Origin of the sequence: Streptomyces sp. NBC_00691 (assembly GCF_036226665.1) — a bacterium.
Lineage (GTDB): Bacteria > Actinomycetota > Actinomycetes > Streptomycetales > Streptomycetaceae > Streptomyces.
Genome location: NZ_CP109007.1, coordinates 809108 through 835708 on the forward strand (window position 1 = coordinate 809108; position 26601 = coordinate 835708).

3 protein-coding genes (1 of these 3 running past the window's edge) are annotated in these 26601 nt (G+C 74.4%); all 3 read right to left on the reverse strand.

Features of this window, described 5'->3' with window-relative positions; all coding sequences use genetic code 11:
- Tightly spaced (each overlapping or abutting the next), the 3 genes in view from ccrA to OG392_RS03725 form a layout consistent with a single transcriptional unit that may run on beyond the window.
- Positions 1 to 1245, reverse strand: coding sequence for a crotonyl-CoA carboxylase/reductase (ccrA, locus tag OG392_RS03715; protein WP_329275496.1), 1245 nt, complete (start codon positions 1243 to 1245; stop codon positions 1 to 3).
- Positions 1245 to 19442, reverse strand: a complete 18198-nt coding sequence (locus tag OG392_RS03720) for a non-ribosomal peptide synthase/polyketide synthase (protein WP_329275499.1) — start codon at positions 19440 to 19442, stop codon at positions 1245 to 1247. The genes ccrA and OG392_RS03720 overlap by 1 nt, the downstream gene beginning before the upstream one ends.
- Positions 19439 to 26601 carry the 3' portion of a non-ribosomal peptide synthetase gene (locus tag OG392_RS03725; RefSeq protein ID WP_329275500.1) on the reverse strand. The gene runs 7063 nt beyond the window's last position, so the window shows 7163 of its 14226 coding nt (coding positions 7064-14226); the start codon falls outside the window, past its right edge — the gene reads right to left on this strand; the stop codon is at positions 19439 to 19441. The genes OG392_RS03720 and OG392_RS03725 overlap by 4 nt, the downstream gene beginning before the upstream one ends.

The following is a 26601-nucleotide window of genomic DNA, read 5'->3' on the forward strand; positions in this document are numbered from 1 at the left end:
TCAGCGCATATCCGTTAGGCCGGGTTCCGGCGCGTTCACGAGGACCGCCACGTTGCCGGGCGGCTGCTTGTTCTCGTAGACCATCTGGTGCGCCCGGCCGATCTCGTCGAACGGCAGGGCGAGGCTGAGGCAAGGGTCGATGTGGCCGGCCGCGACGAGCTCGATGATCGCCGCGGTCTGGCGTACGTTGGCGGCGTGCGAGCCCTGTAGCCGCTTCTGGAACATCCAGAGGAACCGCAGGTCGATGTCGCCGTTGTAGCCGCTGGTGCCGGCGCAGGTGACGACCATGCCGGCCCGGTCGCAGACGTAGACCGAGGTGGGGAGGGTGGCCCGGCCCGGATGCTCCAGGACGATGGCGGGGTCCCTGCGCTCGCCGAGCGCGTCCCAGAAGGCGCGGCCGAAGGAACGGACCCCCGAGAGCCATTCCCGGTAGGCGACGGTGTCGCTCGAATCGGGCAGCCGACCCCAGTGGTCGAATTCATTCCGATTGATGACGCCGTGCGCCCCCAGACGCTTACAGTAGTCGAATTTATCTTCGTCCGACACCACGGCGACGGGAATTCCGCCGAAGTATTTCACGATCTGTATCGCCATGGAGCCGAGGCCGCCGGCGCCGCCCCAGACGAGGACGGGGTCGCCCGGCCGGACCGTGTGCGGGTGCCAGCCCATGAGCATGCGGTACGAGGTGGAGCCGCCGCCGAGGAAGCAGCCGGCCTCCTCCCAGGTGAGATGCGGGGGCTTCTTGTGGCACTGGTACTCGTCGGCCACGGTGAACTGGGCGAAGGAGCCGTGGTTCGACTCGTAGCCCCAGGCCCGCTGGGAGCGGGAGGCCGTCGGGTCGGTGCCGAGGCGGATGTCGGGGGCCGACTCGTCCCAGGCGACGCCGCCGACGATGACGTGGTCACCGACCTTCAGCTGCTTCACTCCGTCGCCGACGGCCCAGACCACGCCGGCTCCCTCGGATCCGGCGATGTGGAAGTCGAGCGGGTCGCCGGCCCGTTGGCGGTCGGCGATGACGTCGGCGGGGGTGCCGAGTCCGGCCCAGACGCCGTTGTAGTTGATGCCGGCGGCCATCACCCAGATGAGGACCTGCCCGCGGCCGACCGGGGGCACCTCCACCGTCTCGACCTGGATCGACTGCTCGGGTGGCCCGTACCGCTCGCGGCGGATCACGCCGGCGTGCATGAAGCGGGGCACCTCGCCCAGGGGGGGAGTCTCCCCCAGCGCGTACAACTCCCGGGTCATCAGATGTCCTTCCGTGTGGTGCGGTTGTTCAGATGGGCGGCGATCGCGCCGCCGACGACGGCCAGCGGTTCGGGCCGCAGCATGTCCTCGTGAAGGCAGTCGACCGGGTGGACGGCGATGGCGCCGGCGACGTACGGGCGCCAGCGGTCGGCCTTCTCGGCGGTGGCGGCCGCGGGGAGGGGCACGGGGTCGGGCCGGGAACCCCGGCCGCCCGCACCGCCGTTCGCGACGAAGAGGAGCAGGTCGCCCCCGAAGCGGCGCGGGGCGAAGCCCGCCCGCAGTTCGACACCGGTGCGGTACGCGTCGACGAGGGCGCCGACGCGGTCGGCGAGCAGCGCCGCGAGCGGTCCGCCGCGGGCCCGCAGGAGCGCGGCGCCCGCCTCGGGGGTGAGCTCCTCGTCGCCGCGGTCCGGGCCGACGCCCGCCGCGTCCAGGAGGGCGCCGAGGACCTGCGGCACCGGGGGAACGGTCACCGGGTCGCCGGGCCGCGCCGGGTAGGAGTCCAGGACCGCGACGGTCGCGACCTCCTCGCCGGCCTCCTCCAGGAGGACCGCCGCAGCCTGGGCGACCAGGCCGCCGAGCGACCAGCCCACCAGGTGGTAGGGGCCGGTCGGCCGGACGGCGCGGATCTGCTCCACGTAGTCGGCGGCGGCCTCCTCCAGGCTCGCCGGGCGGTGGCCGGGCTCGGCGAAGGCGCGGGCCTGGAGGCCGTATACCGGGTGGCCGGCCGGCAGGTGCCGCAGCAGGGCCGCGTACCGCCAGCTCAGGCCGCCCGCGGCGTGGAAGCAGAAGACGGGCGCAAGGTCGCCCCGGGTGCGCAGCGGCAGCAGGACGTCGAGCGCTCCGGCGGCGGCCGGGTCCTCGTCGTCGAGGGCGGCGGCGAGTCCGGCGACCGTGGGGGCCAGGAACAGGGCCTGGATGCCGAGTTCGACGCCGAGGACGGCGCGGACGCGGCTGACGAGTCCGGCCGCGAGCAGCGAGTTGCCGCCCAGGGCGAAGAAGTCGTCGTCGATGCCGGCCCCGTCGACGCCGAGGACGTCGGCGAACAGGCCGCACAGCAGCTCCTCGCGCGGGGTGCGGGGGCCGCGGCCGGTGCGCGCGGCGCCGTCGGCGGGGGCGGGCAGCGCCGCCCTGTCCAGCTTGCCGTTCGCGGTCAGCGGCAGGACGTCGAGCGGGACGATCCGGGCCGGGACGAGGTAGTCCGGCAGCGTCTCGGCCAGCCGGGCGCGCAGCTCCGCGGTGTCCGGGGCGGGCCCGTCGGGCGCGGGCACGGCGTAGGCGACGAGACGCTTGTCGCCGGGCCGGTCCTCACGGACCAGGGAGACCGCGTGGGCCACGCCGGGCAGGGCCGCGAGGGCGCCGTCGACCTCGCTGAGTTCGATCCGGAATCCGCGCAGCTTCACCTGGTCGTCGGCCCGGCCGACGAACTCCAGGGTGCCGTCCGGGCGGCGGCGGGCCAGGTCTCCGGAACGGTACATCCTCGTCCCCGGGCTCCCGAACGGGTCGGCGACGAAGGAACGGGCGCTGAGCGCAGGGTCGTTCTCGTAGCCGCGGGCGAGCCCGGAGCCGGCGAGGTACAGCTCCCCGACGGCCCCGGCGGGCACCGGCTGCAGGTCCGGGGAGAGCACGTAGGCGGACATCCCGTGCAGCGGGACGCCGATCGGCACGTTGTCCGGGACCGGGTCGCCCGCCCGCATGATGTGGTGGGTGGCGAACACGGTGGTCTCGGTGGGCCCGTAGCCGTTGCTGACGACGGTGCCGGGGCAGGCGGCGAGGACCTTGCGGACGGCGTCGGCGGGGACGACGTCACCGCCGGTGCGCACCTCGCGGACGCCGGCGAAGCAGTCCGGCTCCTCCTCGGCCAGCCAGCGGAACAGGCCGGCCGTCAGCCAGAGTCCGGTGACGCGCTCGTCGACCAGGAGCCGTGCCAGCTCCTTCAGGTCGGTCTCGCCGGGCGGGGCGACGACGACCGTGCCGTGGTTCAGCAGCGGCCCCCACAGCTCCAGCAGGGCGGCGTCCCAGGCGTGCGACGAGTGGAACAGCATCCGCTCCCGGGCACCCGGGGCCCAGCAGGGCTCGTCGGCGAGCTCGACGACGTCGCGGTGGGTGACCGCCACGCCCTTGGGGACGCCGGTGGAGCCGGAGGTGAACATGACGTACGCCAGCCGCTCCGGCTCGACGGTCACGCCCGGGTCCGTGGGGTCCTGGCGGGCCGGACGCGGGTCGGTGTCGACGGCGACGGCCGTCACCCCGTCGTCGGGCGCGTCGGCCCGTTCGGCGGCGCGGGCCGCGTCGGTCAGCAGCAGGCGCGCGCCGGCGCGTTCCAGGACGGTCCGCTGCCGCTGCGCGGGGTGGGCGGGCGCCAGCGGGACGCAGACCGCGCCTGCCTTGAGGACGGCGAGGAAGGCGACGACCAGCAGCGGCGACCGGTCGAGCAGGATGCCGACCCGGTCCTCCGGGCCGGTGCCCAGCTCGCGCAGCAGCCGTGCCAGCCGGTTGGCCCGCTCGTCCAGCTCCCGCCACGTGAGCCGCTCGTCCCCCTGGGAGACCGCGGTGGCGTCCGGCGCGCGGGCGGCGAGGGCGGCGACCCGGCCGTGGATCGTGTCGCCGGGGTCGCCGTGGGCGCCGGCCGCGAGCGGGGTCCGCGTGCCGCCGTCGGCGAGCGCGCGCCGCTCCTCCCGGGAGAGCCCCGAGACGCGTCCCACCGGCTGCTCGGGATCGGCGGCCACGGACTCCAGGACGCGGGTCAGCCGCTCCAGCAGGGCGGGGGCGGTCGCCTCCCCGAGCACGTCGGGCCGGTGGTCGAGACGGAACCGCAGGCCCTGCGAGCGCAGCGACGCGACGAGCAGCAGCGGGTAGTGCGCGGCGTCGCGGCCCTGCACCGCGGTGGCGCGGAGCCGGGACGGAGAGCGCTCGGTGTCCTCGGGCAGCGGGTAGTTCTCGTAGACGAGGGCGGTGTCGAACAGCGGCCGGAAGCCCGCGATCCGGTGCACGTCGGCGAGGCCGAGGTACTGGTGGGTGCGCAGGGCGGTCTGTTCGTCCTGGACGCGGGCCAGGGCGGCGCTCCAGCGTTCGGAGCGGTCGAAGCGGACCCGTACCGGCAGGGTGTTGATGAACAGGCCGATCATGTTCTCGGCGCCGGGGAGCTCCGGCGGCCGGCCGGAGACGGTGGTGCCGAACAGGACGTCGTCGCGGCCGAGGTGACGGCCGAGGACGAGCGCCCAGGCCGTCTGGACCACGGTGTTCATGGTGACGCCGGCCCGGGCCGCGTGCCCCTGGAGGGTGGCGGTGAGCTCCGGCGACAGGTCGTGCACGAGCTGCTCGGGCAGCGCGGGCCCGGCCGGTCCCCGGCCGGAGGCGAGCAGGGTGGGCTCCTCGACCCCGGCGAGGGTGTCGCGCCAGGCCCGCTCGCTGACCGTGCGGTCCTGCGCGGCGAGCCAGTCGACGTACGCGCGGAACGGTGCGGGGGCGGGCAGGGTGGCCGCGTCGCCGCCGTTCTCGTACAGGGTGACCAGTTCGCGCAGGAACAGCGGCATGGACCAGCCGTCGAGCAGGATGTGGTGCTTGGTGATGACCAGCCGGTGGCGCTCGTCGCCGAGGCGGATCAGCAGGAAGCGGACCAGGGGCGGTCGGCTCAGGTCGAACCGGTGGGCACGGGCGGCCTCGGTGAGCGCGACGAGTTCGCTCTGCGCGGCGTCGTCGGGCAGCGCGCCGAGGTCGGTCTCGGTCCAGGGCAGGACCGCGGCGCGCGGCACGACCTGGACGGCCGCGCCGTCCGCGCGGTGGTGGAAGCCCGCCCGCAGGTTGGGGTGCCGGTCGAGGACGGCCTGTCCGGCGGCGCGCAGGGCCGCCGGGTCAAGCGGGCCTTCCAGGTCGAGGACGAGCTGGACGGTGTAGACGTCGGTGCCGCTGTCGTCCGCCTGAAGGGCGTGGAAGAACAGGCCCTCCTGGAGCGGGGTGAGCGCGAAGGCGTCCTCCAGACCGCCGGGGGCGGCGGCGAAGCCGTCGATCTCGGGCTGGGTCAGCCCGGACGTGGGCAGGTCGCCGGGGGTGAACGCGTCGCCGCGCTCGGACTGGCCGGGGTCGGCGAGGGCGCGCAGGGCGGTGAACCACAGCTCGCCGAGCTCCGCCATCTCGGCGCGGTCGAAGAGTCCGGCGGGCCAGGAGTACGTGACGTGGAGCCGCGGCCCGTCGTCGCCCTCCCGGGTGACCGCGTTGATCTCGACCGCGTGGCCGAACGGCATGCCCGGGTCGGCGGGGAGCAGCGGGATGCGCAGGTCAGACGCGCTGGACCAGCCGGCGGGGCCCGCCTCGCCGAGGGTGTCGGCACCGCTGCCGACCCGGCCGAGGTAGTTGAAGCCGATCTGCGGGGTGGCGGCGCCCGCCAGGGCGAGCGCGGTGTCCGCGTTGAGGTAGCGGAGCAGGCCGTAGCCGAGTCCGTTGTCGGGGAGGGCGCGCAGTTGCTCCTTGACCCGTCCGAGGGCGGCGACGGTCGCCGCGCCGCCGTCCAGCGCGTCGTCCAGGTCGACGGGGCCGGGGTCGAGCCGCACGGGGAAGCGGCTGGTGAACCAGCCGACCGTGCGGGAGAGGTCGAGGGTCTCGTCGAGCTCCTCGCGGCCGTGGCCCTCCATGTCGACGAGGACCGCGTGGGACGCGTCCTGGGTCCAGCGGCGGCGCCAGCGGGCGACGGCGAGGGTCAGGCCGGTGAGCAGCACGTCGTTGATCTGGGTGCGGAACCGGGCGGGCACGTCGGTGAGCAGCGCCGTCGTCAGGTCCGCGGGCAGGGCTGCCGTCAGGTGCTCGGCGGTCTCCCGGGTGTCGACGGCGGGGTCGAGGCGGCGGGCGCCGAGGAGCGGGTCGTCGCCCTGTGTCTGCTGCCGCCAGAGCGGGAGTTCGGCGATGCGGGCCGGGTTCTGCGCCTCCATGACGAGGGCCTGCGCCCAGCGGCGGAAGGTGGTGCCGACCGGCGCGGGCCGGGGGTCGCGGCCCGAGCGGGCGGCCTGCCAGGCGTCGGCGAGGTCGGGCAGGAGGATCCGCCAGGACACGCCGTCGACGACGAGGTGGTGGAGGAGGACGAGGAGGAGGCCCTGCTCGTCCGGGCCGGCGTCGAACCAGACGACCTGGAGCAGGACGCCGTTCTCCGGGTCGAGCCGGCGCCGGGCCTCCTCGCCGTGCGCGGAGACCGCGGCGGCGAGGTCGGCGGCGTCGGCCGCCGCGTCCCGGACGTCGACGCGGGTGACACAGGTCCGGGCGTCGACGGTGCCGCGCGGGGCGGTCTCCAGGTTCCACGGGAGGCCGAGCGCGGCGCCGGTGAGCCGGGCGCGCAGCACGTCGTGGTGGTCGACGACGGCCTGGACGGCCCGGGTCAGTTCGTCCTGGCCGAGGCCGCCGGGAACCCGGAGCACCACGGACTGGTTGAGGCCCTGGAACGGGCCGCCGAGCTGGTGGAGCCAGCGGACGACCGGGGTGCCGGGGACGGCGCCGACGCCGTCGTCGGCGACGGGCGCGGCTTCCGCGGCGGCGGGACGGATCGCGGCTGCCAGCTCCGCGACGGTCTGGTGCCGGAAGATGTCCCGCGGGGTGAGGACGAGGCCGGCCTGGCGGGCGCGGCCGGCGACCTGGATGGCGTTGATGCTGTCGCCGCCCAGGGCGAAGAAGTTGTCGTCGGCGCCGACGTCGGCCAGGCCGAGGACGTCGCCGACGATCCGGCGGAGCAGGGCCCGCGGGTCGTCGCCGGCGGACGGCTCCGGAGAGCCGTTCGCCGCCGGCGCGGCCGGGGCGGTCCCGGGCTGCTCGGGGGCGGGCAGCGCCGCCTTGTCGGTCTTTCCGTTGACGGTCAGCGGAATCCGCTCGATCTCCATGAGGACGGACGGCAGCAGGTGCGCCGGCAGGGTGGCCCGCAGGTGGGTCCGTACCGCTCCGAGGTCGAGTCCGGCCCCGGCGTCCGGCACGAGGTAGCCGACGAGCTGACGGACGCCCGGGCGGTCCTCCCGTACGGTCGCCACGGCACGCGCGACACCCGGCGCACCCGTCAGGGCGGCCTCCACCTCGCCGAGTTCGATGCGGAAGCCGCGCAGCTTCACCTGGCCGTCGGCCCGGCCGACGAACCGCAGCCGGCCGTCGCGCATCCGGCTGACGACGTCGCCGGTGCGGTACATCCGGCTGCCCGCCGTCCCGAACGGGTCAGCGACGAACCGCTCGGCGCTCAGCCCGGGGCGCCGCAGGTAGCCCCGGGCCACGCCGATCCCGGCGACGTACAGCTCGCCGGGGACGCCGACCGGGACCGGACGCAGCCGGTCGTCGAGCACGTACACCCGGGTGTTGGGCAGCGGGCCGCCGATCGGCGGGACACCGGCCTCGGGCGCGAGCGGCCCGGCCATGGTGCAGGAGACCGTGGTCTCCGTGGGACCGTACGCGTTGAACATGCGGCGTCCGGGGGCCCACGTGGCGACCAGGCCGGCCGGGGCGGCCTCGCCGGCCGTCACGAGGGTGCGGACCGTGCGCAGGTTCGCGGGCGTGAGCTGGGCGAGCACCGCGGGCGGCAGCGTCGCGTGGGTGACGCGCTGCTCGCGCAGCAGCACGGGCAGCTCGGCGACCTGGAGCAGCATGTCGGCCGGACCGAGGACCAGGCACGCTCCGGCGGAGAGCGGGGTGCAGATCTCCGACATCGCGGCGTCGAAGCTGAGCGACGCGAACTGCAGCGCCCTGCTGCCGGGGCCCATGGCGTACGGGCCCGTGCGGGCCAGGACGATGTTGGGGATGCCGCCGTGCTCGACGACGACGCCCTTGGGGCGGCCGGTGGAGCCGGAGGTGTAGATGACGTAGGCGGGCGTGCGGGCCGTCAGCGGGGCGGTCCGGTCGGCGTCGACCGGGTTCCGCACCTGCTGGGCGGCGAGCGCGGCCACGGTGTCCGGCGCGTCGACGACGATCCGGCCGGCGGCGGCCGCGGCCGGCACCCGCTCCTCGGCCTCGGTGCTGGTCACGACCAGGCACGGCCGGGCGTCCTCGAAGAAGTACCCGATGCGGTCGGCGGGGTACTCGGTGTCGACGGGCAGGTAGGCCGCGCCGGACTTCAGCACGGCGAGCACCGCGACGATCATCTCCGGGGACCGCGGCACCGCGATCGCCACGACCGACTCCGGACCCGCGCCCCGCCCGATGAGCAGATGCGCCAGGCGGTTCGCCCGCGCGTTGAGCTCCGCGTACGTGAGGGTCACGTCACCCGCGGACAGGGCGGGCGCGTCGGGGGTACGGGCGACCTGAGCCTCGATCAGTTCGGGGACCAGGAGGTCCGGGAGCGGGCGGGCGGTGTCGTTCCAGCCGTGGAGCAGCAGCTCGCGCTCGGCGGCGCCGAGGAGGTCGAGATCCTCGATCCGGCGGTCGGCGTCCGCGACCACGGCCTTCAGGACGGTGACGAACCGCTCCGCCATCGCCTCGACCGTCGCCCGGTCGAACAGGTCCGCCGCGTAGGCCACGGTGCCGTGCAGGCCGGCCGGCCCGTCCTCGTCGGAGCGCTGCTCGGAGAGCCGCACCGACAGGTCGAACTTGGCCCGCCCGGCCCCGTCGCCGGCCGGCTCGCCGACGGCGTCGACGGTCAGCCCGGCGAGGCTCACGTCGGCCCGCGAGACGTTGTCCAGGGAGAGCATGACCTGGAACAGCGGGTGGTGCGCGGCCGACCGGCGCGGCGCGACCGCGTCCACGACCCGCTCGAACGGCACGTCCTGGTGACCGTAGGCGGCGAGGTCGGTCTCCCGGACCCGGGACAGCAGGTCGCGGAAGGACGGGTTGCCGGACGTGTCCGTGCGCAGCACCAGCGTGTTGACGAAGAAGCCGACGAGGTCGTCGAGGGCCTCGTCACCGCGCCCGGCCACCGGCGTGCCCAGCGGGATGTCCTCCCCCGCGCCGAGCCGGGTCAGCAGGGTCGCGAGCGCCGCCTGGAGGACCATGAAGACCGTGGTCCGGCTGGAGCGGGCGAGGTCGAGCAGCCCGGCGTGCAGCTCGCCGTCGAGCGTGAGCGGCACGAGTCCGCCCTCGTGGCCCGCCTCCTCCGGGCGGGGCCGGTCGGTGGGCAGCGCCAGCACCTCGGGCAGGCCGGCGAGGGTCCGCGTCCAGTGGGCGAGGTGGCGGGCGATCTCGCTGTCGGGGTCGGACTCGTCGCCGAGCACCTCGCGCTGCCACAGCGCGTAGTCCGCGTACTGGACCGGGAGCGGCGTCCACTGCGGCGCGGCGCCGTCGGTACGCGCGGTGTACGCGGTGGCCAGGTCCCGGATCAGGGGCCGCATCGAGGAGGCGTCGCCGGCGATGTGGTGCAGCACCAGGACGAGGACGTGGTCGTCCGCGCCTACTTCCAACAGCTGCGCGCGCAGCGGCAGATCGGTGTCGAGGGCGAAGTCGGTGCGCTGCGCCGCGGCCACGGCCGCCTCGACGTCGGACTCGGCGACCCGGACGACGTGCAGGTACGGGCGCGCCTCGGCCGGGTCGAGCACGACCTGCGTGGGCGTGCCGTCGGACGTCGCGGGGAACACCGTGCGGAGCGACTCGTGGCGGGTCACCACGTCGGCGAGCGCGGTCTCCAGCGCGACGGCGTCCAGCGGGCCGCGGAGCCGGGTGACCATCGGGATGTTGTACGTACCGGCCGTCGCACCGAGCCCGCTCAGGGCCCAGAGGCGCCGCTGCGCGAAGGACAGCGGGACCTCGGCGGGCCGCTGCCGCGCGACGAGGGCGGGCCTGGTCTCGCCTCGCCGCTCCAGGTAGGGAGCGAGGGCGGCGACGGTGGGTGTCTCGAACAGCGCGCGGACCGGCAGCTCGACACCGAGGACCGTGCGGATCCGGGACACCAGCCGGGTCGCGAGCAGCGAGTGACCGCCGAGGTCGAAGAAACCGTCGTCGATACCGACCCGGGCCACCCCCAGGATCTCCGCGAACAGACCACAGAGGATGTCCTCCTGGGCCGAACGCGCCTCACGACGCACGACGCTTGAAGCGCTCGGAGCAGGCAGGGCCTTGCGGTCCGTCTTCCCGTTCGGAGTCAACGGCACCGCGTCAAGGACCACGACCGCCGACGGAACCATGTACTCCGGCAGCAGCGCCGTCAGCGCGCGACGGACCGACTCCGCCTCCAGGACCGTTCCCCCGGCGGGAACCACGTAGCCGACGAGACGACGGTCGTTCGGCGTGTCCTCACGGACCATCGCGACAGCACGGGCGACACCGTCCACCGTCGACAGCGCCGACTCGACCTCGCCCAGCTCGATACGGTAGCCGCGCACCTTCACCTGGTCGTCGACACGACCGACGAACTCCAGAACACCCGCATCCGTCCAACGGACCAGGTCACCAGTCCGGTACATCCGGGCACCCCGCTCACCGAACGGATCGGTGACGAACCGCTCCGAGGTCAGACCCGGACGACCGAGATAACCACGGGCCACACCCTCACCCGCGATATACAACTCACCGGGGACACCCGGCGGAACGAGACGGAGCCGTCCGTCGAGAACATAGACCTGCGTGTTGGCGATCGGCGCACCGATCGGCGTCCGGCCATCACCCGTCAGCAGAGCACTGGTCGACCAGATCGTCGTCTCCGTCGGACCGTACATGTTCCACACCGACACACCGGCCCGCGCCAGTGCATCAGCAAGGGCCCCGTCCACGGCCTCACCACCGACCAGAATCCTCAGATCCCGCGCGGCCACCGGGTCCGTCTCCATCAGGGCACGCCACAAGCTCGGCGTCGCCTGCATCACCGACACGTCCTCGGAACGCACCAGCTGTCCCAACTGCGCCGGGTCGCGGACGACGTCACGATCCGCGATGACGACGACGGCACCGGAGACCAGCGGCAGGAAGACCTCGAGGAGGGAGATGTCGAAGCCGAACGTCGTCACCGCCAGCCACCTATCCCCCGCCGACAGACCCACCTGCGAGCCCATCGACCACAGGAAGTTCCGCAGCGCGCCGTGCGGCACCACCACACCCTTCGGACGGCCCGTGGAACCCGACGTGTACAGCACGTACGCCGCGTCCTCCGCCGACACCACGCACTCCCCCGCCAGTTCGGCAGCGGGCTGGATGTCGTCCAGCAGCAGTACGGGAACGGCGGACCCTTCCGGCAGCCGGCCGGCAGCCTCGTGGTTCGACAGAATGACCGCGGGCTGGGCGTCGGAGAGGACGTACGCGATGCGGTCGGCCGGGAAGTCCAGGTCCAACGGCAGGAACGCCCCGCCCGCAAGACCCACACCCAGCATCGCCACCACCGCATCCACCGAACGCGGCACCGCCAACGCCACCACCGCACCACGGCCCACACCACCACGCGCAAGCTCATTCGCCACACCCACCGCACGGGACCACAACTCCCCATACGACAGACGCACCCCACCACACACCACCGCCAGAGCCTCCGGCACCCGCGCCGCACGCTCCGCGAACCACACCGGCACCACACCCACCGGCACCACCGAACCCGTCGCGTTCACCCCACCCACCAGCCGCTCACGCTCCACGGCATCGAGGACGTCGATGTCGCCGATGGAGCGGTCGGGGTGGGCGACGGCGGCGCGGAGCAGGCGCTCCAGGCGGGCGACGACGGTCTCGACGGTGGCGCGGTCGAAGAGGTCGGCGGAGTATTCGGCGACACCTTCGAGGCCGTTCGGGACACCGTTCGCGGTGTGCCGTTCGCCGAGGCCGAGGGAGAGGTCGAAGCGTGCCCAGGAGGACGTGCCGGCCTCGGCGGACACAGTGAGGCCGGGCAGTTCGAGGGCGGCGTCGCGGGAGTTCTGGACGGTGAGCGTCACCTGGAAGAGCGGGTGACGGGTGAGCGAGCGCTGCGGGTTGAGCGCCTCGACGATGCGCTCGAAGGGCAGGTCCTGGTGGGCGTACGCGGCGAGGTCGGTGTCCCGGACGCGGGCGAGCAGCTCACGGAAGGACGGGGCACCGGAGGTGTCGGTGCGCAGGACCAGGGTGTTCAGGAAGAAGCCCACGAGGTCGTCGAGGGCGTCGTCGGTGCGGCCGGCGATCGGGGCGCCGATCGGGATGTCGTCGCCCGCGCCGAGCCGGCTGAGGACGGACGCGAGTCCGGCCTGGAGGACCATGAAGAGGCTGGTGCCCGTCGAGCCGGCGAGGGCCAGGAGCCGGCGGTGCAGCTGGGCGTCGAAGGCGAAGCGCAGCTTCGCTCCCCGCTGGGCGCCGGTCAGCGGCCTCGGCCGGTCGGTGGGCAGGGCGAGCTCCTCGGGCAGACCGGCGAGCACGTCGGTCCAGTGGGCGAGCTGGCGGGCGATCTCGCTGTCCGGGTCGGTCTCGTCGCCGAGCTGCTCGCGCTGCCACAGCGTGTAGTCGGCGTACTGGACGGGGAGCGGCGTCCACTGCGGGGCCTGTCCGCGGAGGCGGGCCCGGTAGGCCGTGGAGAGGTCCGTGGCCAGGGGGGCGAGAGACCAGGCGTCGCCGGCGATGTGGTGCAGGACGAGGACGAGGACGTGCTCGTCCGGACCGGTGGCGAGCAGCGTGGCCCGCAGCGGGACCTCGCTGGTCAGGTCGAAGCCGTCGCGGAGCAGTGCGGCGATGCGGGCCTGTGCGTCTGCGGGTCCGGCGGAACCGTCGTCCGAGCCGTCCAGGACGGTGAGGCCGACGGGCTGGGCCTCGGCGTCGAGGACGGCCTGACGGGGTTCGCCGTCGGTGGCCGGGAAGACCGTCCGCAGGCTCTCGTGGCGCTGTGCGAGGTCGGCGAGCGCGGCGCCGAGGGCCGCGCGGTCGAGATCGCCGGACAGGCGCAGGACCATCGGGATGTTGTAGAGCGGGCTCGCCGGGTCCATCTGGTTGACGAACCACAGGCGGCGCTGGGCGAACGACAGCGGGACGGCGTCGGGCCGCTCGGTCGGGGCGGGGGCCGGGCGGGCCGTGCCGGCGCCGTCGAGGCGCTCGGCGAGGCCGGCGACGGTCGGGGCCTCGAAGAGGGCCCGGATGCCGAGCTGCACACCCAGGACCGAGCGGATGCGGCTGAGGAGCCGGGTCGCGAGGAGGGAATGGCCGCCGAGCGCGAAGAACCCGTCGTGGATGCCGATCCGGCCGACGCCGAGGACTTCGGCGAACAGGCCGCACAGGATCGCTTCCTGCGGAGTGCGCGGTTCCCTGCCGCGTACCACCGCGGTCTGCTGCGGTGCGGGCAGGGCCCTGCGGTCGGTCTTGCCGTTCGGGGTGAGCGGCACCGCGTCGAGGGTGACGACCGCCGACGGGACCATGTACTCGGGCAGGACGGCGGCGACGTGGCGGCGGGCCGCCTCGCCGTCCGGGGCGGCGCCCTCGACGGGGACGAGGTAGCCGACCAGGCGGCGGTTGCCGGGGGTGTCCTCCCGGACGGCGGCGACGGCGCGGGCGACACCGGGGACGGTGGCGAGCGCGGCCTCGACCTCGCCGAGTTCGATGCGGTGGCCGCGGACCTTCACCTGGTCGTCGGCGCGGCCGACGAACTCCAGGCTGCCGTCGGGCCGGTGGCGGACCACGTCGCCGGTGCGGTACATCCGCGTGCCGGCCGGGCCGAACGGGTCGGCGACGAAGCGCTGGGCGGTGAGCGCGGTGCGGTTCAGATATCCGCGGGCCACGCCCTCGCCGGCGAGGTACAGCTCACCGGGGACTCCGGCCGGGACGGGGTTGAGCCGCCGGTCGAGGACGTACGCCTGGGTGTTGCGCAGGGGACGGCCGATGGGCACGGCTCCGTCGGGCAGTTCCTCACCGGGGGCGGCGCGGTGCTGGACGGCGCTGACGGTGGTCTCGGTGGGGCCGTAGACGTTGAAGACCGCGCCGTCCGGGTGCCTGCGGCGCCAGGGGGCGACGGCGGAGGAGGTGAGGGCCTCGCCGGCGACGAGGAGTTCGGCGTCGGCCTGGGCCGTTTCGACGGAGTCGGCGAGCATGCCGAGGTGGCTGGGCGTCACCTTCAGCAGGCTGAAGTCCTGCTCGACGGCCCCTTCGAGGAAGTCGGTGAGCCGGATGCGGCCGCCGACGGTGAGCGGGACGTGCAGCGAGGTCACCGTGGTGTCGAAGGAGACCGAGGAGTGCAGCGGCACGGTGCCGGCGACGCCCCGGTAGTCGGCGCCGGCGCCCGCGACGTAGTCGGCGAGGCCGGCGTGGCGGACGACGACGCCCTTCGGGGTGCCGGTGGAGCCGGAGGTGTAGATCACGTACGCGGGATGGTCGGCCAGCAGCGGGCCCGCGCGGTCCGCGTCGGCGGGGTCGTCCGCGCGCTGCCCGGCGAGGTCGGCGACGGTCGCCGGGGCGTCGAGGGCGAGGAGGGGCTGTGTGGCGCCCTTGGGCAGGTGCGGCACGACGTCCTGGGCAGTGACCACCAGGGCGGGTGCGGCGTCGGCCAGCATGTAGGCGATGCGGTCGGCGGGGTACTCGGTGTCGACGGGCAGGTAGGCCGCGCCGGACTTCAGCACGGCGAGCACCGCGACGATCATCTCCGGAGACCGCGGCACCGCGATCGCCACGACCGACTCCGGACCCGCGCCCCGCCCGATGAGCAGATGCGCCAGGCGGTTCGCCCGCGCGTTGAGCTCCGCGTACGTCAGCGTCACGTCGCCGCTGGTCACGGCGGGCGCGTCGGGGGTACGGGCGACCTGGGCCTCGATCATCCGCGGCACGAGCAGGTCGGGCAGGGGGCGGGCGGTGTCGTTCCAGCCGTAGAGCAGGCGCTCGCGCTCGGCGGCACCGAGGAGGTCGAGATCCTCGATCCGGCGGTCGGCGTCCGCGACCACGGCCTTCAGGACGGTGACGAACCGCTCCGCCATCGCCTCGACCGTCGCCCGGTCGAACAGGTCCGTGGCGAACTCGACGAGGGCGTCGAGGCCGGCGGGCGCGCCGTCGGCGGTGAGACGCTCGTTGAGGCCGAAGGACAGGTCGAAGCGGGCCACGCCGCCGCTGCCCGGCTCGGCGCCGATGCTCAGACCCGGCAGCTCCAGGGTGGGCTGCGCGGTGTTCTGCAGGGCGAGGACGATCTGGAACAGGGGGTGGCGGCCGAGGGAGCGGGGCGGGTTCAGGGCCTCGACGAGTCGCTCGAACGGCACGTCCTGGTGGGCGTACGCGGTCAGGTCGGTCTCCCGGACCCGGGCCAGGAGGTCGCGGAAGGACGGGTTCCCGGAGGTGTCCGTGCGCAGCACGAGCTCGTTGATGAAGAAGCCGACCAGCTCTTCCACGGCGTCGTCGGTGCGGCCCGCGACCGGGGTGCCGATCGGGATGTCCGTCCCCGCGCCGAGGCGGCTCAGCAGGCTCGCCAGGGCCGCCTGGAGGACCATGAACAGGCTGGTGCCGGACTCCCGCGCGAGGCTCAGGAGCTGCCGGTGCAGCGCGGCGTCCAGCTCGAAGCGGATCCGCTCGCCCCGGTGCGAGGAGGCGTCGGGGCGCGGGCGGTCGGTCGGCAGGGGCAGCTCGTCGGGCAGGCCGGCGAGGGTCTGCGTCCAGTGCGCCAGCTGACGGGCGATCTCGCTGTCGGGGTCGGACTCGTCGCCGAGCACCTCGCGCTGCCACAGCGCGTAGTCCGCGTACTGGACCGGGAGCGGCGCCCACTGCGGCGCGGCGCCCTCGCACCGGGCGGCGTAGGCGTCGCCCAGGTCGCGGGCGAGCGGTCGCATGGACCAGGCGTCGCCGGCGATGTGGTGCAGCACCAGCACGAGGACGTGCTCGTCCGGGCCGACGGTGAGCAGGGTGGCCCGCAGCGGGGTCTGCTCGGCCAGGTCGAAACCGTGCCGGACGGTCGCGGCGACCCGGGCGGCCACCTCGTCCTCCGTGACGTCGACGGTCTGCAGGATCCGGCCCGCGACGGTCCCGGCGTCGAGCACGACCTGCGTGGGCGTGCCCTCGGGCGCGGGGAAGAGGGTGCGGAGCGACTCGTGACGTGCCACCACGTCGGCGAGCGCGGTCTCCAGCGCGGCGGCGTCCAGCGGGCCGTGCAGGCGAAGGCCCAGGGAGATGTTGTAGAGCGGGCTGTCGGTGTCGAGCTGGTTGATGAACCACAGGCGGCGCTGCGCGTACGACAGCGGGATCTCGGCCGGCCGCCGCTGGGGCGCGAGCGCGGTGCGGGCGGCCGCCGTGCCTCCGCCGTCGAGGTGACGCGCGAGGGCGGCGACGGTGGGCGTCTCGAACAGCGCGCGGACCGGCAGCTCGACGCCGAGGACCGTGCGGATCCGGGACACCAGCCGGGTCGCGAGCAGCGAGTGGCCGCCGAGGTCGAAGAAACTGTCGTCGATGCCGACCCGGGCCACCCCCAGGATCTCCGCGAACAGACCACAGAGGATGTCCTCCTGGGCCGAACGCGCCTCACGACGCACGACGCCCGAGGCGGACGGAGCGGGGAGGGCCTTGCGGTCGGTCTTGCCGTTCGGAGTCAGCGGAACGGCGTCCAGCACGACCACGGCTGAGGGGACCATGTACTCCGGCAGCAGCCCGGCCACCGCGCGACGGACCGATTCCGCCTCCAGGACCGTTCCCCCGGCGGGAACCACGTAGCCGACGAGACGACGGTCGTTCGGCGTGTCCTCACGGACCATCGCGACAGCACGGGCGACACCGTCCACCGTCGACAGCGCCGACTCGACCTCGCCCAGCTCGATACGGTAGCCGCGCACCTTCACCTGGTCGTCGACACGACCGACGAACTCCAGAACACCCGCATCCGTCCAACGGACCAGGTCACCAGTCCGGTACATCCGGGCACCCCGCTCACCGAACGGATCGGTGACGAACCGCTCCGAGGTCAGACCCGGACGACCGAGATAACCACGGGCCACACCCTCACCCGCGATATACAACTCACCGGGGACACCCGGCGGAACGAGACGGAGCCGTCCGTCGAGAACATAGACCTGCGTGTTGGCGATCGGCGCACCGATCGGCGTCCGGCCATCACCCGTCAGCAGAGCACTGGTCGACCAGATCGTCGTCTCCGTCGGACCGTACATGTTCCACACCGACACACCGGCCCGCGCCAGTTCATCAGCAAGGGCCCCGTCCACGGCCTCACCACCGACCAGGATCTTGAGCCCCTTCACGGCCTCCGGGTCCGTCTCGGCCAGCGCGCGCCAGAGGCCGGGCGTCGCCTGCATCACCGCGATGTCCTCGGAGCGCACCAGAGCGCCCAGGCGCTGCGGATCACGCACCACCTCGCGATCCGCGATGACGACGACGGCGCCGGAGACCAGGGGCAGGAAGACCTCGAGGAGGGAGATGTCGAAGCCGAACGTGGTCACCGCCAGCCACTTCTCCCCCGCCGACAGACCCACCTGCGAGCCCATCGACCACAGGAAGTTCCGCAGCGCGCCGTGCGGCACCACCACACCCTTCGGACGGCCCGTGGAACCCGACGTGTACAGCACGTACGCCGCGTCCTCCGCCGACACCGCACACTCCCCCGCCAGTTCGACAGCAGGCTGGATGTCGTCCAGCAGCAGCACGGGAACGGCGGACCCTTCCGGCAGCCGGCCGGCAGCCCCGTGAGTCGACAGAATGACCGCGGGCTGAGCGTCGGAGAGAACGTACGCGATGCGGTCCGCCGGGAAGTCCAGGTCCACCGGCAGGAACGCCCCACCCGCAAGACCCACACCCAGCATCGCCACCACCGCATCCACCGAACGCGGCACCGCCAACGCCACCACCGCACCACGGCCCACACCACCACGCGCAAGCTCATTCGCCACACCCACCGCACGGGACCACAACTCCCCATACGACAGACGCACCCCACCACACACCACCGCCAGAGCCTCCGGCACCCGCGCCGCACACTCCGCGAACCACACCGGCACCACACCCACCGGCACCACCGAACCCGTCGCGTTCACACCACCCACCAGCCGCTCACGCTCCACGACATCGAGGACGTCGACGTCGCCGACGGGCAGGTGCGTGTCCATGACCGCGGCACGCAGGACGCGCTCCAGGCGGCGCAGGATCCGTTCGGCCGACGCGTGGTCGAAGAGGTCGGGGCGGTAGTCGAGGCGCACCTGCACGCCGGCGGCCGTGCGGGAGACGACGAGGGTGAGGGGGTAGTGGGTGGCGTCACGGCCCTTGGCGCCGACGAGGCGTAGGCCGGAGTCGAGCCGGGTGCCCTCGGCGGCCGGGTCCACGGGGTAGTTCTCGACGAGGACGGTGGTGTCGAAGAGTTCGCCGACGCCGGCGAGTGCCTGGATCTCGGCGAGGCCGAGGTGCTGGTGCGGGCCGAGGTCGGCCTGTTCGTTCTGGACGCGGGCGAGGGCCTTCGACCACGGCTCGTCGTGGTCGAGGGCGACGCGCACCGGGACGGTGTTGATGAAGAGGCCGACCATGGACTCGACACCGGGCACCTCGGCCGGGCGGCCGGCCACAGTGGTGCCGAAGACGACGTCGTCGCGGCCGGTGAGGCGGCCCAGGACGACGGCCCAGGCGAGCTGGACGACGGTGTTGAGGGTGACCGCGCCGGAGGCGGCGAGTTCCGCGATGCCGTCGCCGAGGTCGGCGGGGAGCAGGGACTCGACGCGCTCCGGCATGCGGGCCTCGCGGCCGGCGTCGGCGGGGGCCAGGCGGGTGGCCTCCTCGACGCCGGCGAGGGTGCGCCGCCAGACCTGCTCGGTCTCCGTACGGTCCTGGGCGGCCAGCCACCGGAGGTAGTTCTTGTACGGGGTGACGGGGGGCAGGGCCTGCTCGCCCTGCTCGTACACGGTGAACAGTTCGCGCAGCACGACCGGCATGGACCAGCCGTCGAGCAGGATGTGGTGGTTGGTGACGACCAGCCGGTGCAGGTCGTCCTCACGGCGGATCAGGAGGCAGCGGATCAGCGGCGGCGCGGCCAGGTCGAAGCGCTCGGCGCGGTCCCGGTCGGCGAGGCGGACGAGTTCGGCCTCCCTCTCCTCCGCCGGCAGCCGGGTGAGGTCGGCCTCGCGCCAGGGCAGGTCGACCTCGCGGAGGAGGAACTGCACCGGCTTCCCGGAGCGTACGGAGCGGAATCCGGCGCGCAGGTTGGCGTGGCGGCGGAGCAGGGCGGCCATCGCGTCCTTGAGGCGGTTCGCGTCGAGCGGTCCCTCCAGGTCGACGGCGAGCTGGACGGCGTAGACGTCGGGGCCTTCGCCGTCGTCGAGCAGGGAGTGGAACAGGAGGCCTTCCTGCAGGGGGGACAGGGGCAGGACGCCCTCGAGTCCGGACGGCTTGCGGGCCGGTCGGCTGGTGTGCGTCACGTCAGATCCTCCAGGTCGGCCAGGTCGGCCTCGAGCTCGTCGATCTCGTCCTGGTCCAGGTCTGCCAGGGAGAGGTCGGATGTCGTCAGACTGCGGGGGGAGCCGCCGGCGGGGGCGGCGTGTGCGGTGCTGTACCGCGTGAGGGCGTCGAGGGCCTCGAACCAGAGGCCGGTGAGGGACTCGACGTCGGCCTCGTCGAAGAGTCCGCCGGGCCAGGTCCAGGTGACGGTCAGTTCGGGTCCGGAGGGGCGGTCGTGGGTGACCGCGTTGACCTCCAGGCTGTGGGCGAACGGCAGGTCCGGGTCGGTCGGGGCGATGCGTACGTCCTCGGGCGCGGCGCCCCAGTCGGCGGTGCCGGCGGAGTGGTCGGTGCGGACGCGGCCCAGGTAGTTGAAGCCGATCTGCGGTGCGGCGCCGCCCGCCAGGAGCTCGGCGGTGCGCGGGTTGAGGTGGCGGAGCAGGCCGTATCCGGCGCCCTTGGCGGGGACCGCGCGGATCTGGCCGCTCACCCGGCGCAGGGCCTCTCCGACGGCGGGGGCTCCGCCGCGGACCTCGTGCCACCTGACGCCGGGGTCGAGGCGCAGCGGGTGCATGGTGGTGAACCAGCCGACGGTGCGGGAGAGTTCGGCGCCGTCGTCGTCGCCCCGGCCGTGGCCCTCCACGTCGAGGAGCACGGGTCCGGCGCCGGGCGCGCCGCGCCTGCGCCCGCGCCGCCATTCGGCGAGGGCGAGGGCGAGGGCGGTGAGCAGGATCTCGTCGGGGCTGGTCCCGGTCGCGGTGGGCACCGCGGTGAGCAGGGGCTCGGTGCGGTCGGCGGGGAGGGTACGGGAGCGGCGGCGGGTGGTGCCGTGGGTGTCGACGGCGGGATCGAGGGGGCGCCCGGCGAGCAGCGGGTCGGCCTCCGCGGTCATCCGCTCCCACAGCGGGAGTTCGGCCTCGGCGGCGCCGGTGAGGGCGCGGTCGGCGAGGTGGCGGGCCCAGGTGCGGAAGGAGGTGCGGACGGCGGCGACCTCGGTGTCGCGGCCGGCTTCGGCGTCGGTCCAGCAGGTCATGAGTTCGGGGACGAGGACGCGCCAGGAGACGCCGTCGACGACGAGGTGGTGGGCGAGGATCAGGAGGCGTCCGGCGCGGTCGGGCCCTGCGTCGAACCAGACGACGCGGAGCATGTCGCCGCGGTCGGGGTCGAGGGCCCGGCGGGCGGTCTCGGCGTGGTCGGTGAGGACGGGGGCGAGGGCGTCGTCGGAGACGGCGGTGATGTCGACCCGGGTGACGCGGTCGGCGGCGTCGGTCTTGCCGGCGGGCGGGACTTCCAGGGTCCACGGGCCGGGCGCGGTCCGGTCGAGGCGGGCGCGGAGGAGGTCGTGTCCGTCGAGGACGGCCTGGACGGCGGCGGTCAGGGCCGGTTCGCCGAGGCCCGCGGGGGTGCGGAGCAGGACGGACTGGTTGAAGCCCTCGACGGGGCCGCCGAGGCCGCGCAGCCACTCCATGATCGGGGTGACGGGCACGGTGCCGGTGCCGTCGTCGGGGGTGTGCGGGGTGTCGGCGCCCGGGGCGGTCGCGGCGAGGGCGAGGGCCTCGACGGTCTGGTGCTGGAAGATGTCGCGCGGGGTGAGGACGAGTCCGGCCTCGCGGGCCCTGCTGACGAGCTGGATGGAGACGATGCTGTCGCCGCCCATGGCGAAGAAGTTGTCGTCCACGGCGACCTGGGGGACGCCGAGCAGGTCGGCGAAGAGGCCGCAGAGGAGCTGCTCGCGCTCGTTGCGCGGGGCGCGGTCGCCGCCGCCCTCGTACCGGGGTGCGGGCAGGGCCTGGCGGTCCAGCTTTCCGGTGCGGGTGAGGGGCAGTTCGGCGAGTTCGACGAACGCGGCGGGCGTCATGTAGTCCGGCAGCAGGGCCGCGACGTGGGCGCGGAGAGCGTCGGCGTCGAGGGGTCGGCCGGCGGCCGGGACGGCATAGGCGACCAGGCGCTTGTCGCCGGGGCGGTCCTCGCGGACGACGACGACGGTCTGGGCGACGGCCGGGTGGGCGGCGACGGCGGCCTCGACCTCACCGAGTTCGATGCGGAAGCCGCGGACCTTGACCTGGGCGTCGGCGCGGCCGGCGAACTCCAGGGTGCCGTCGGCGCGCCAGCGGACCCGGTCGCCGGTGCGGTACATGCGCGAGCCGGGCGGGCCGTACGGGTCGGCGACGAAGCGTTCGGCGCTGAGGCCGGGGCGGCCGGTGTAGCCGCGGGCCAGGCCCTCGCCGGCGACGTACAGCTCCCCGGTGACGCCGTCGGGGACGGGCCGCAGGGCCGTGTCGAGGACGTAGACGCGGGTGTTGTCGAGGGGTCGGCCGATGGGGAAGGAGTTGCGGGCGACGTCCTCCTCGGTGAGGGCGTGGTGGACGACGCAGAGGGTGGTCTCGGTGGGGCCGTAGCTGTTGGTGAGGCGGGCTCCTGCGGTCTGCTCCAGGACCTTGCGGACGGCGGTGGCCGAGGCCGTGTCGCCGCCGACGTAGATGTCGCGGAGGTCGCGGAAGGCGGTGGCGTGGTTCTCGGCGAGGAGGCGGAACACGCCTTCGCTGAAGAGGCCGACGGTGACGCGGTGCCGGATCATGGTCGCGGCCAGGGAGGCGATGTCGGTGGCGTCGCCGTCGGTGGCGACGATCCGGGCGCCGTTGAGGAGGGGGCCCCACAGCTCGTAGGTGGAGGCGTCGAAGGACGGCGGGGAGTGCATGAGCACCCGGTCGTCGGCGCCGTGGCCCCAGTAGCGGTCGCGGGCGAGCCCGGCGACGTTGCGGTGGGTGACGGCGACGCCCTTCGGCTCGCCGGTGGAGCCGGAGGTGTACATGACGTACGCGAGCCGGTCGGGGTGGATGGCGGGCGGTTCGGCGCCGGGCGCGCCGGCCGGCGGGTACCCGGCGTCGACGAGCAGGACGGGCGCGGCGCCGTCCGGGACGCGGTCGGCGGTGGCCGTCTCGGCGAGGACGAGGACGGTCGCGGTGCCGTCGAGGATGCGGCGGGTGCGGGCCTCGGGGCTGCGCACGTCCAGCGGGACGTACACGCCGCCGGCCTTGGCGACGGCGACGGTCGCCACGACGTGGGTGGCGCGGTCGGCGAGGAGCAGCGCGATCCGGTCCTCGGGGCGGACGCCGCGGCCGAGCAGGGCGCCGGCGAGGCGGTCGGAGCGGGCGTCGAGTTCGGCGTAGGTGAGGGCGAGGTCGCCGCGGACGAGGGCGATGGCCTCCGGGGTGCGGGCGGCCTGGCGGCGGAACAGTTCGGGCAGCGACGCCTCGGGCCGCGGGTGGCCGGTGTCGTTGCGGACGACGAGGAGGTCGTGGAGTTCCGCGTCGTCGAGGACCGCGAGGCCGCTGATCGGCAGCTCGGGGGTGTGGGCGGCGGCGGTGAGGAGCCGCTGGAGCCGGGTGGCGAGGGTTTCCGCGGTGGAGCGGTCGAACAGGTCGAGGGCGTACTCGATCCGGCCGAGGATGCCGTCGGCGGCGCCGTCGGCGGTGTGCCGCTCCCAGAGGCTGACGGACAGGTCGAACTTGGCGACCGGGGCGTCGGCGCCCTCGACCTCGACCCGCAGGCCGGGCAGGTCGATCTCGGCCCGTGCGGTGTTGTGGAGGATCAGCATGATCTGGAAGAGCGGGTGGCGGGCCAGCGACCGCACCGGGTTCAGCTCCTCCACCAGCCGCTCGAACGGCAGGTCCTGGTGGGTGTACGCCGCGAGGTCGGTCTCGCGGACCCGGGCGAGCAGTTCGCGGAAGGTCGGGTCGCCGGCGGTGTCGGTGCGCAGGACCAGGGTGTTGACGAAGAAGCCGACGAGTTCGTCGAGGGCGTCGTCGGTGCGTCCGGCGATGGGGGTGCCGATGGGGATGTCGCCGCCGGCGCCGAGCCGGGTCAGCAGGGCGGCGAGGCCGGCCTGGAGGACCATGAAGAGGCTGACGCCGTGGGCGCGGGCGAGCGCGGCGAGCGCGGCGTGCGTCTCGGCGTCGAGCTCCAGCGGCACGTTGTCGCCGCGGTATGTGGCCACTTCGGGCCGGGGCCGGTCGGTGGGCAGGTCGAGCTCCTCGGGGAGGCCGTCGAGGGCGTCCCTCCAGTGCTGGACCTGGCGGGTGAGCTGGCTGTCGGGGTCGGTCTCGTCGCCCATGACGCTGCGCTGCCACAGGGTGTAGTCGGCGTACTGGACGGGCAGGGGCTCCCACGCGGGCGCGGCGCCGCGGGTCCGGGCGGTGTAGGCCCGGGACAGGTCGGCGAGCAGCGGGGTGAGGGACCAGCCGTCGCTGGCGATGTGGTGGGTGACCAGGACGAGCACCCCGTCGCCGTCGCCGCCGTCGGCGGTGAGCAGGCGGGCCCGCAGCGGCGGCTGGACGGTCAGGTCGAAGCCGCCGAGGACGGTGTCGGTGATCGTCTGCTCCAGCTCGGCGGCCGGGACGGTGTGTTCGTCGAGGACGGCGGCGCCCTCGACGGGGCCGAGGACGTGCTGGCGGGGGACGCCGTCGGTCTCGGGGAAGACGGTGCGCAGGCTCTCGTGGCGGTCGGTGACGTCGCGGAGGGCGGCGCGCAGGGCGGCCCGGTCGGGCGTGCCGGTGAGGCGGAGCACGAGGGGCACGTTGTACGTGGCGTTGGGGCCTTCGAGCCGGTTGAGGAACCACAGCCGGGTCTGGGCGAAGGAGAGCGGGACGTGGTCGCCCCGGTCGGCGGGGACGAGCGCGGGGCGCGTCTCGCCGGGGGCGGTGAGCCGGGTGGCGACGCCGGCGACGGTGGGGGCGTCGAAGAGCGCCTTGACGCCGACGCGGACGCCGAGAGTGGAGGCGATCCTGCTGAGCAGGCGCATGGCGAGCAGGGAGTGGCCGCCGAGGGCGAAGAAGTCGTCGTCGACGCCGACGCGTGCGACGCCGAGGACGTCGGCGAAGAGGCCGGCGAGGATCTCCTCCTCCGGGGTGCGCGGGGCGCGGGTCACCGGTCCGCCGACGGACTCGGGGGCGGGCAGGGCGGCCCGGTCCACCTTGCCGTTGGCCGTGAGCGGGAGCGCGTCGAGGACGACGACGGCGGTGGGCGTCATGTACTCGGGGAGCACCTCGGCGACGTGGGCGCGGACGCGGTCGGGCACGAGCCGCTCGCCGGGGGCGGGGACGACGTAGGCGGTGAGCCGCTTGTCGTCCGGCTGGTCCTCGCGGACCAGCGGGAGGGCCTGGCGGACGCCGGGGGCGGACAGCAGGGCGGCCTCGACCTCGCCGAGTTCGATCCGGAAGCCGCGGACCTTGACCTGGTGGTCCGCGCGGCCGACGTACTCCAGGACGCCCGCGGAGTTCCAGCGGACCCGGTCGCCGGTGCGGTACATGCGGGCGCCGGAGGGTCCGTAGGGGTCGGCGACGAACCGTTCGGCGGTGCCTGCGGGGCGGCCGAGGTAGCCGCGTGCCAGGCCGGTCCCCGCGATGTAGAGGTCGCCGGTGACGCCGTCGGGGACGGGGAGCAGGGCCGCGTCGAGGACGTAGGCGCGGGTGTTCCACATGGGGCGGCCGAGCGGGACCGGTCCGGCCGCGAGCGGGGCACCGGCCGGGACGCGGTGGTCGAGGACGCCGACGGTGGTCTCGGTGGGGCCGTAGTGGTTGACGACGGCGACCTGCGGGTGCCGGGCGCGCCAGGCGGCGAGCTGTTCGGCGTGCAGGGCCTCGCCGCCGGTCATCAGCTCGGCGGTCGGGGAGAGTTCGTCGGGCAGGGTGTCGAGGAGGGGCAGGTGGCTGGGCGTGGCCTTGAGGAAGGTCAGGCCGCCGGGGACGTCGAGGGTCTCGTCGAGGTCGCCGACGTGGAGGCAGCCGCCGGCGAGGAGGGTGCCGTAGAGGGTGGTGAGGCCGAGGTCGAAGGAGAGCGGCGAGTGGAGCAGGGTGCGTCCGCTCAGGCCGGGGTACTCGGCGGCGCAGCGCACCACGTAGTCCACCAGGGCCCGCTGCTCGACGACGACGCCCTTGGGCGTGCCGGTGGAGCCGGAGGTGTAGACGACGTACGCGGCGTCGTGGGGGGTGACGGGCGCGGTGAGGTCGGACGCGGCCGGTGCGTCGGTGCGGGCGCGGTCGAGCGCGTCGACGGTGTCGGGGGCGTCCAGGACGAGGACGCGGGCACCGGCGGCGGCCAGGTGCGGGGCGGCGTCCAGGGTGGCGGCGGTGGTGAGGACGAGGGCGGGCCGGGCGTCGGCGAGGAGCCGGGTGACGCGCTCGCCGGGGTGTTCGGGGTCGAGCGGCAGGTAGGCGGCGCCGGCCTTGCCGACGGCGAGCATGGCCGCGACGGCGTCGGCGGAGCGGGGCAGGGCGAGGGCGACCAGGGTGTCCTGGCCGACGCCGTGCGCCAGGAGCAGGTGGGCGAGGCGGTTGGCGCGGGCGTCGAGCCCGGCGTAGCTGAGCCGTTCGTCGCCGCAGACGACGGCGGGGGCCTCCGGGGTGCGGGCGGCCTGCGCCTCGAAGAGCTGCGGGAGGGTGGCGTCGGGGGTGTCGTGGCCGGTGGCGTTGCGGGTGACGAGCAGGTCGTGCCGTTCGCTGCCGTCCATGACGGCGAGCCGGGCGAGCGGCCGGTGCGGGTCGCCGAGGGCGGATTCGAGGAGCCGGACGAAGCGGCCGGCGAGGGCCTCGACGGTGGGCCGGTCGAACAGGTCGGCGGAGTAGCCGGCGGCGGCCTCGACACCCTGCGGTTCGCCGTGCTCGTCGTACCGTTCGGCGACGGAGAGGAGCAGGTCGAACTTGGCCATGTCGGGGTCGATCTGGGCGACGTCGGCACGCAGGCCGGGGAAGTCGACGTCGGGGCGGTCGAGGTTCTGCAGGACGAGTTTGATCTGGAACAGCGGGTGGCGGTTGAGCGAGCGGCGCGGGTTGAGCGCCTCCACGAGCCGTTCGAACGGAAGGTCCTGGTGGGCGAAGGCGGCGATGTCCGCGGTGCGGACGCGCTCCAGGAGTTCGGCGAAGGTGGGGTCGCCGGAGGTGTCGGTGCGCAGCACGAGGGAGTTGACGAAGAAGCCGACCACGTCGTCGAGGGCCTCGTCGCCCCGGCCGACGACCGAGCCGCCGATCGGGATGTCGGTGCCGGCGCCGAGGCGGGTGAGGAGGGCGGCGAGCGTGGCGTGCAGCACCATGAAGGGGGTCACGCCGTGGGCGCGGGCGAGGCCGAGCAGGGCGCGGTGGGTCT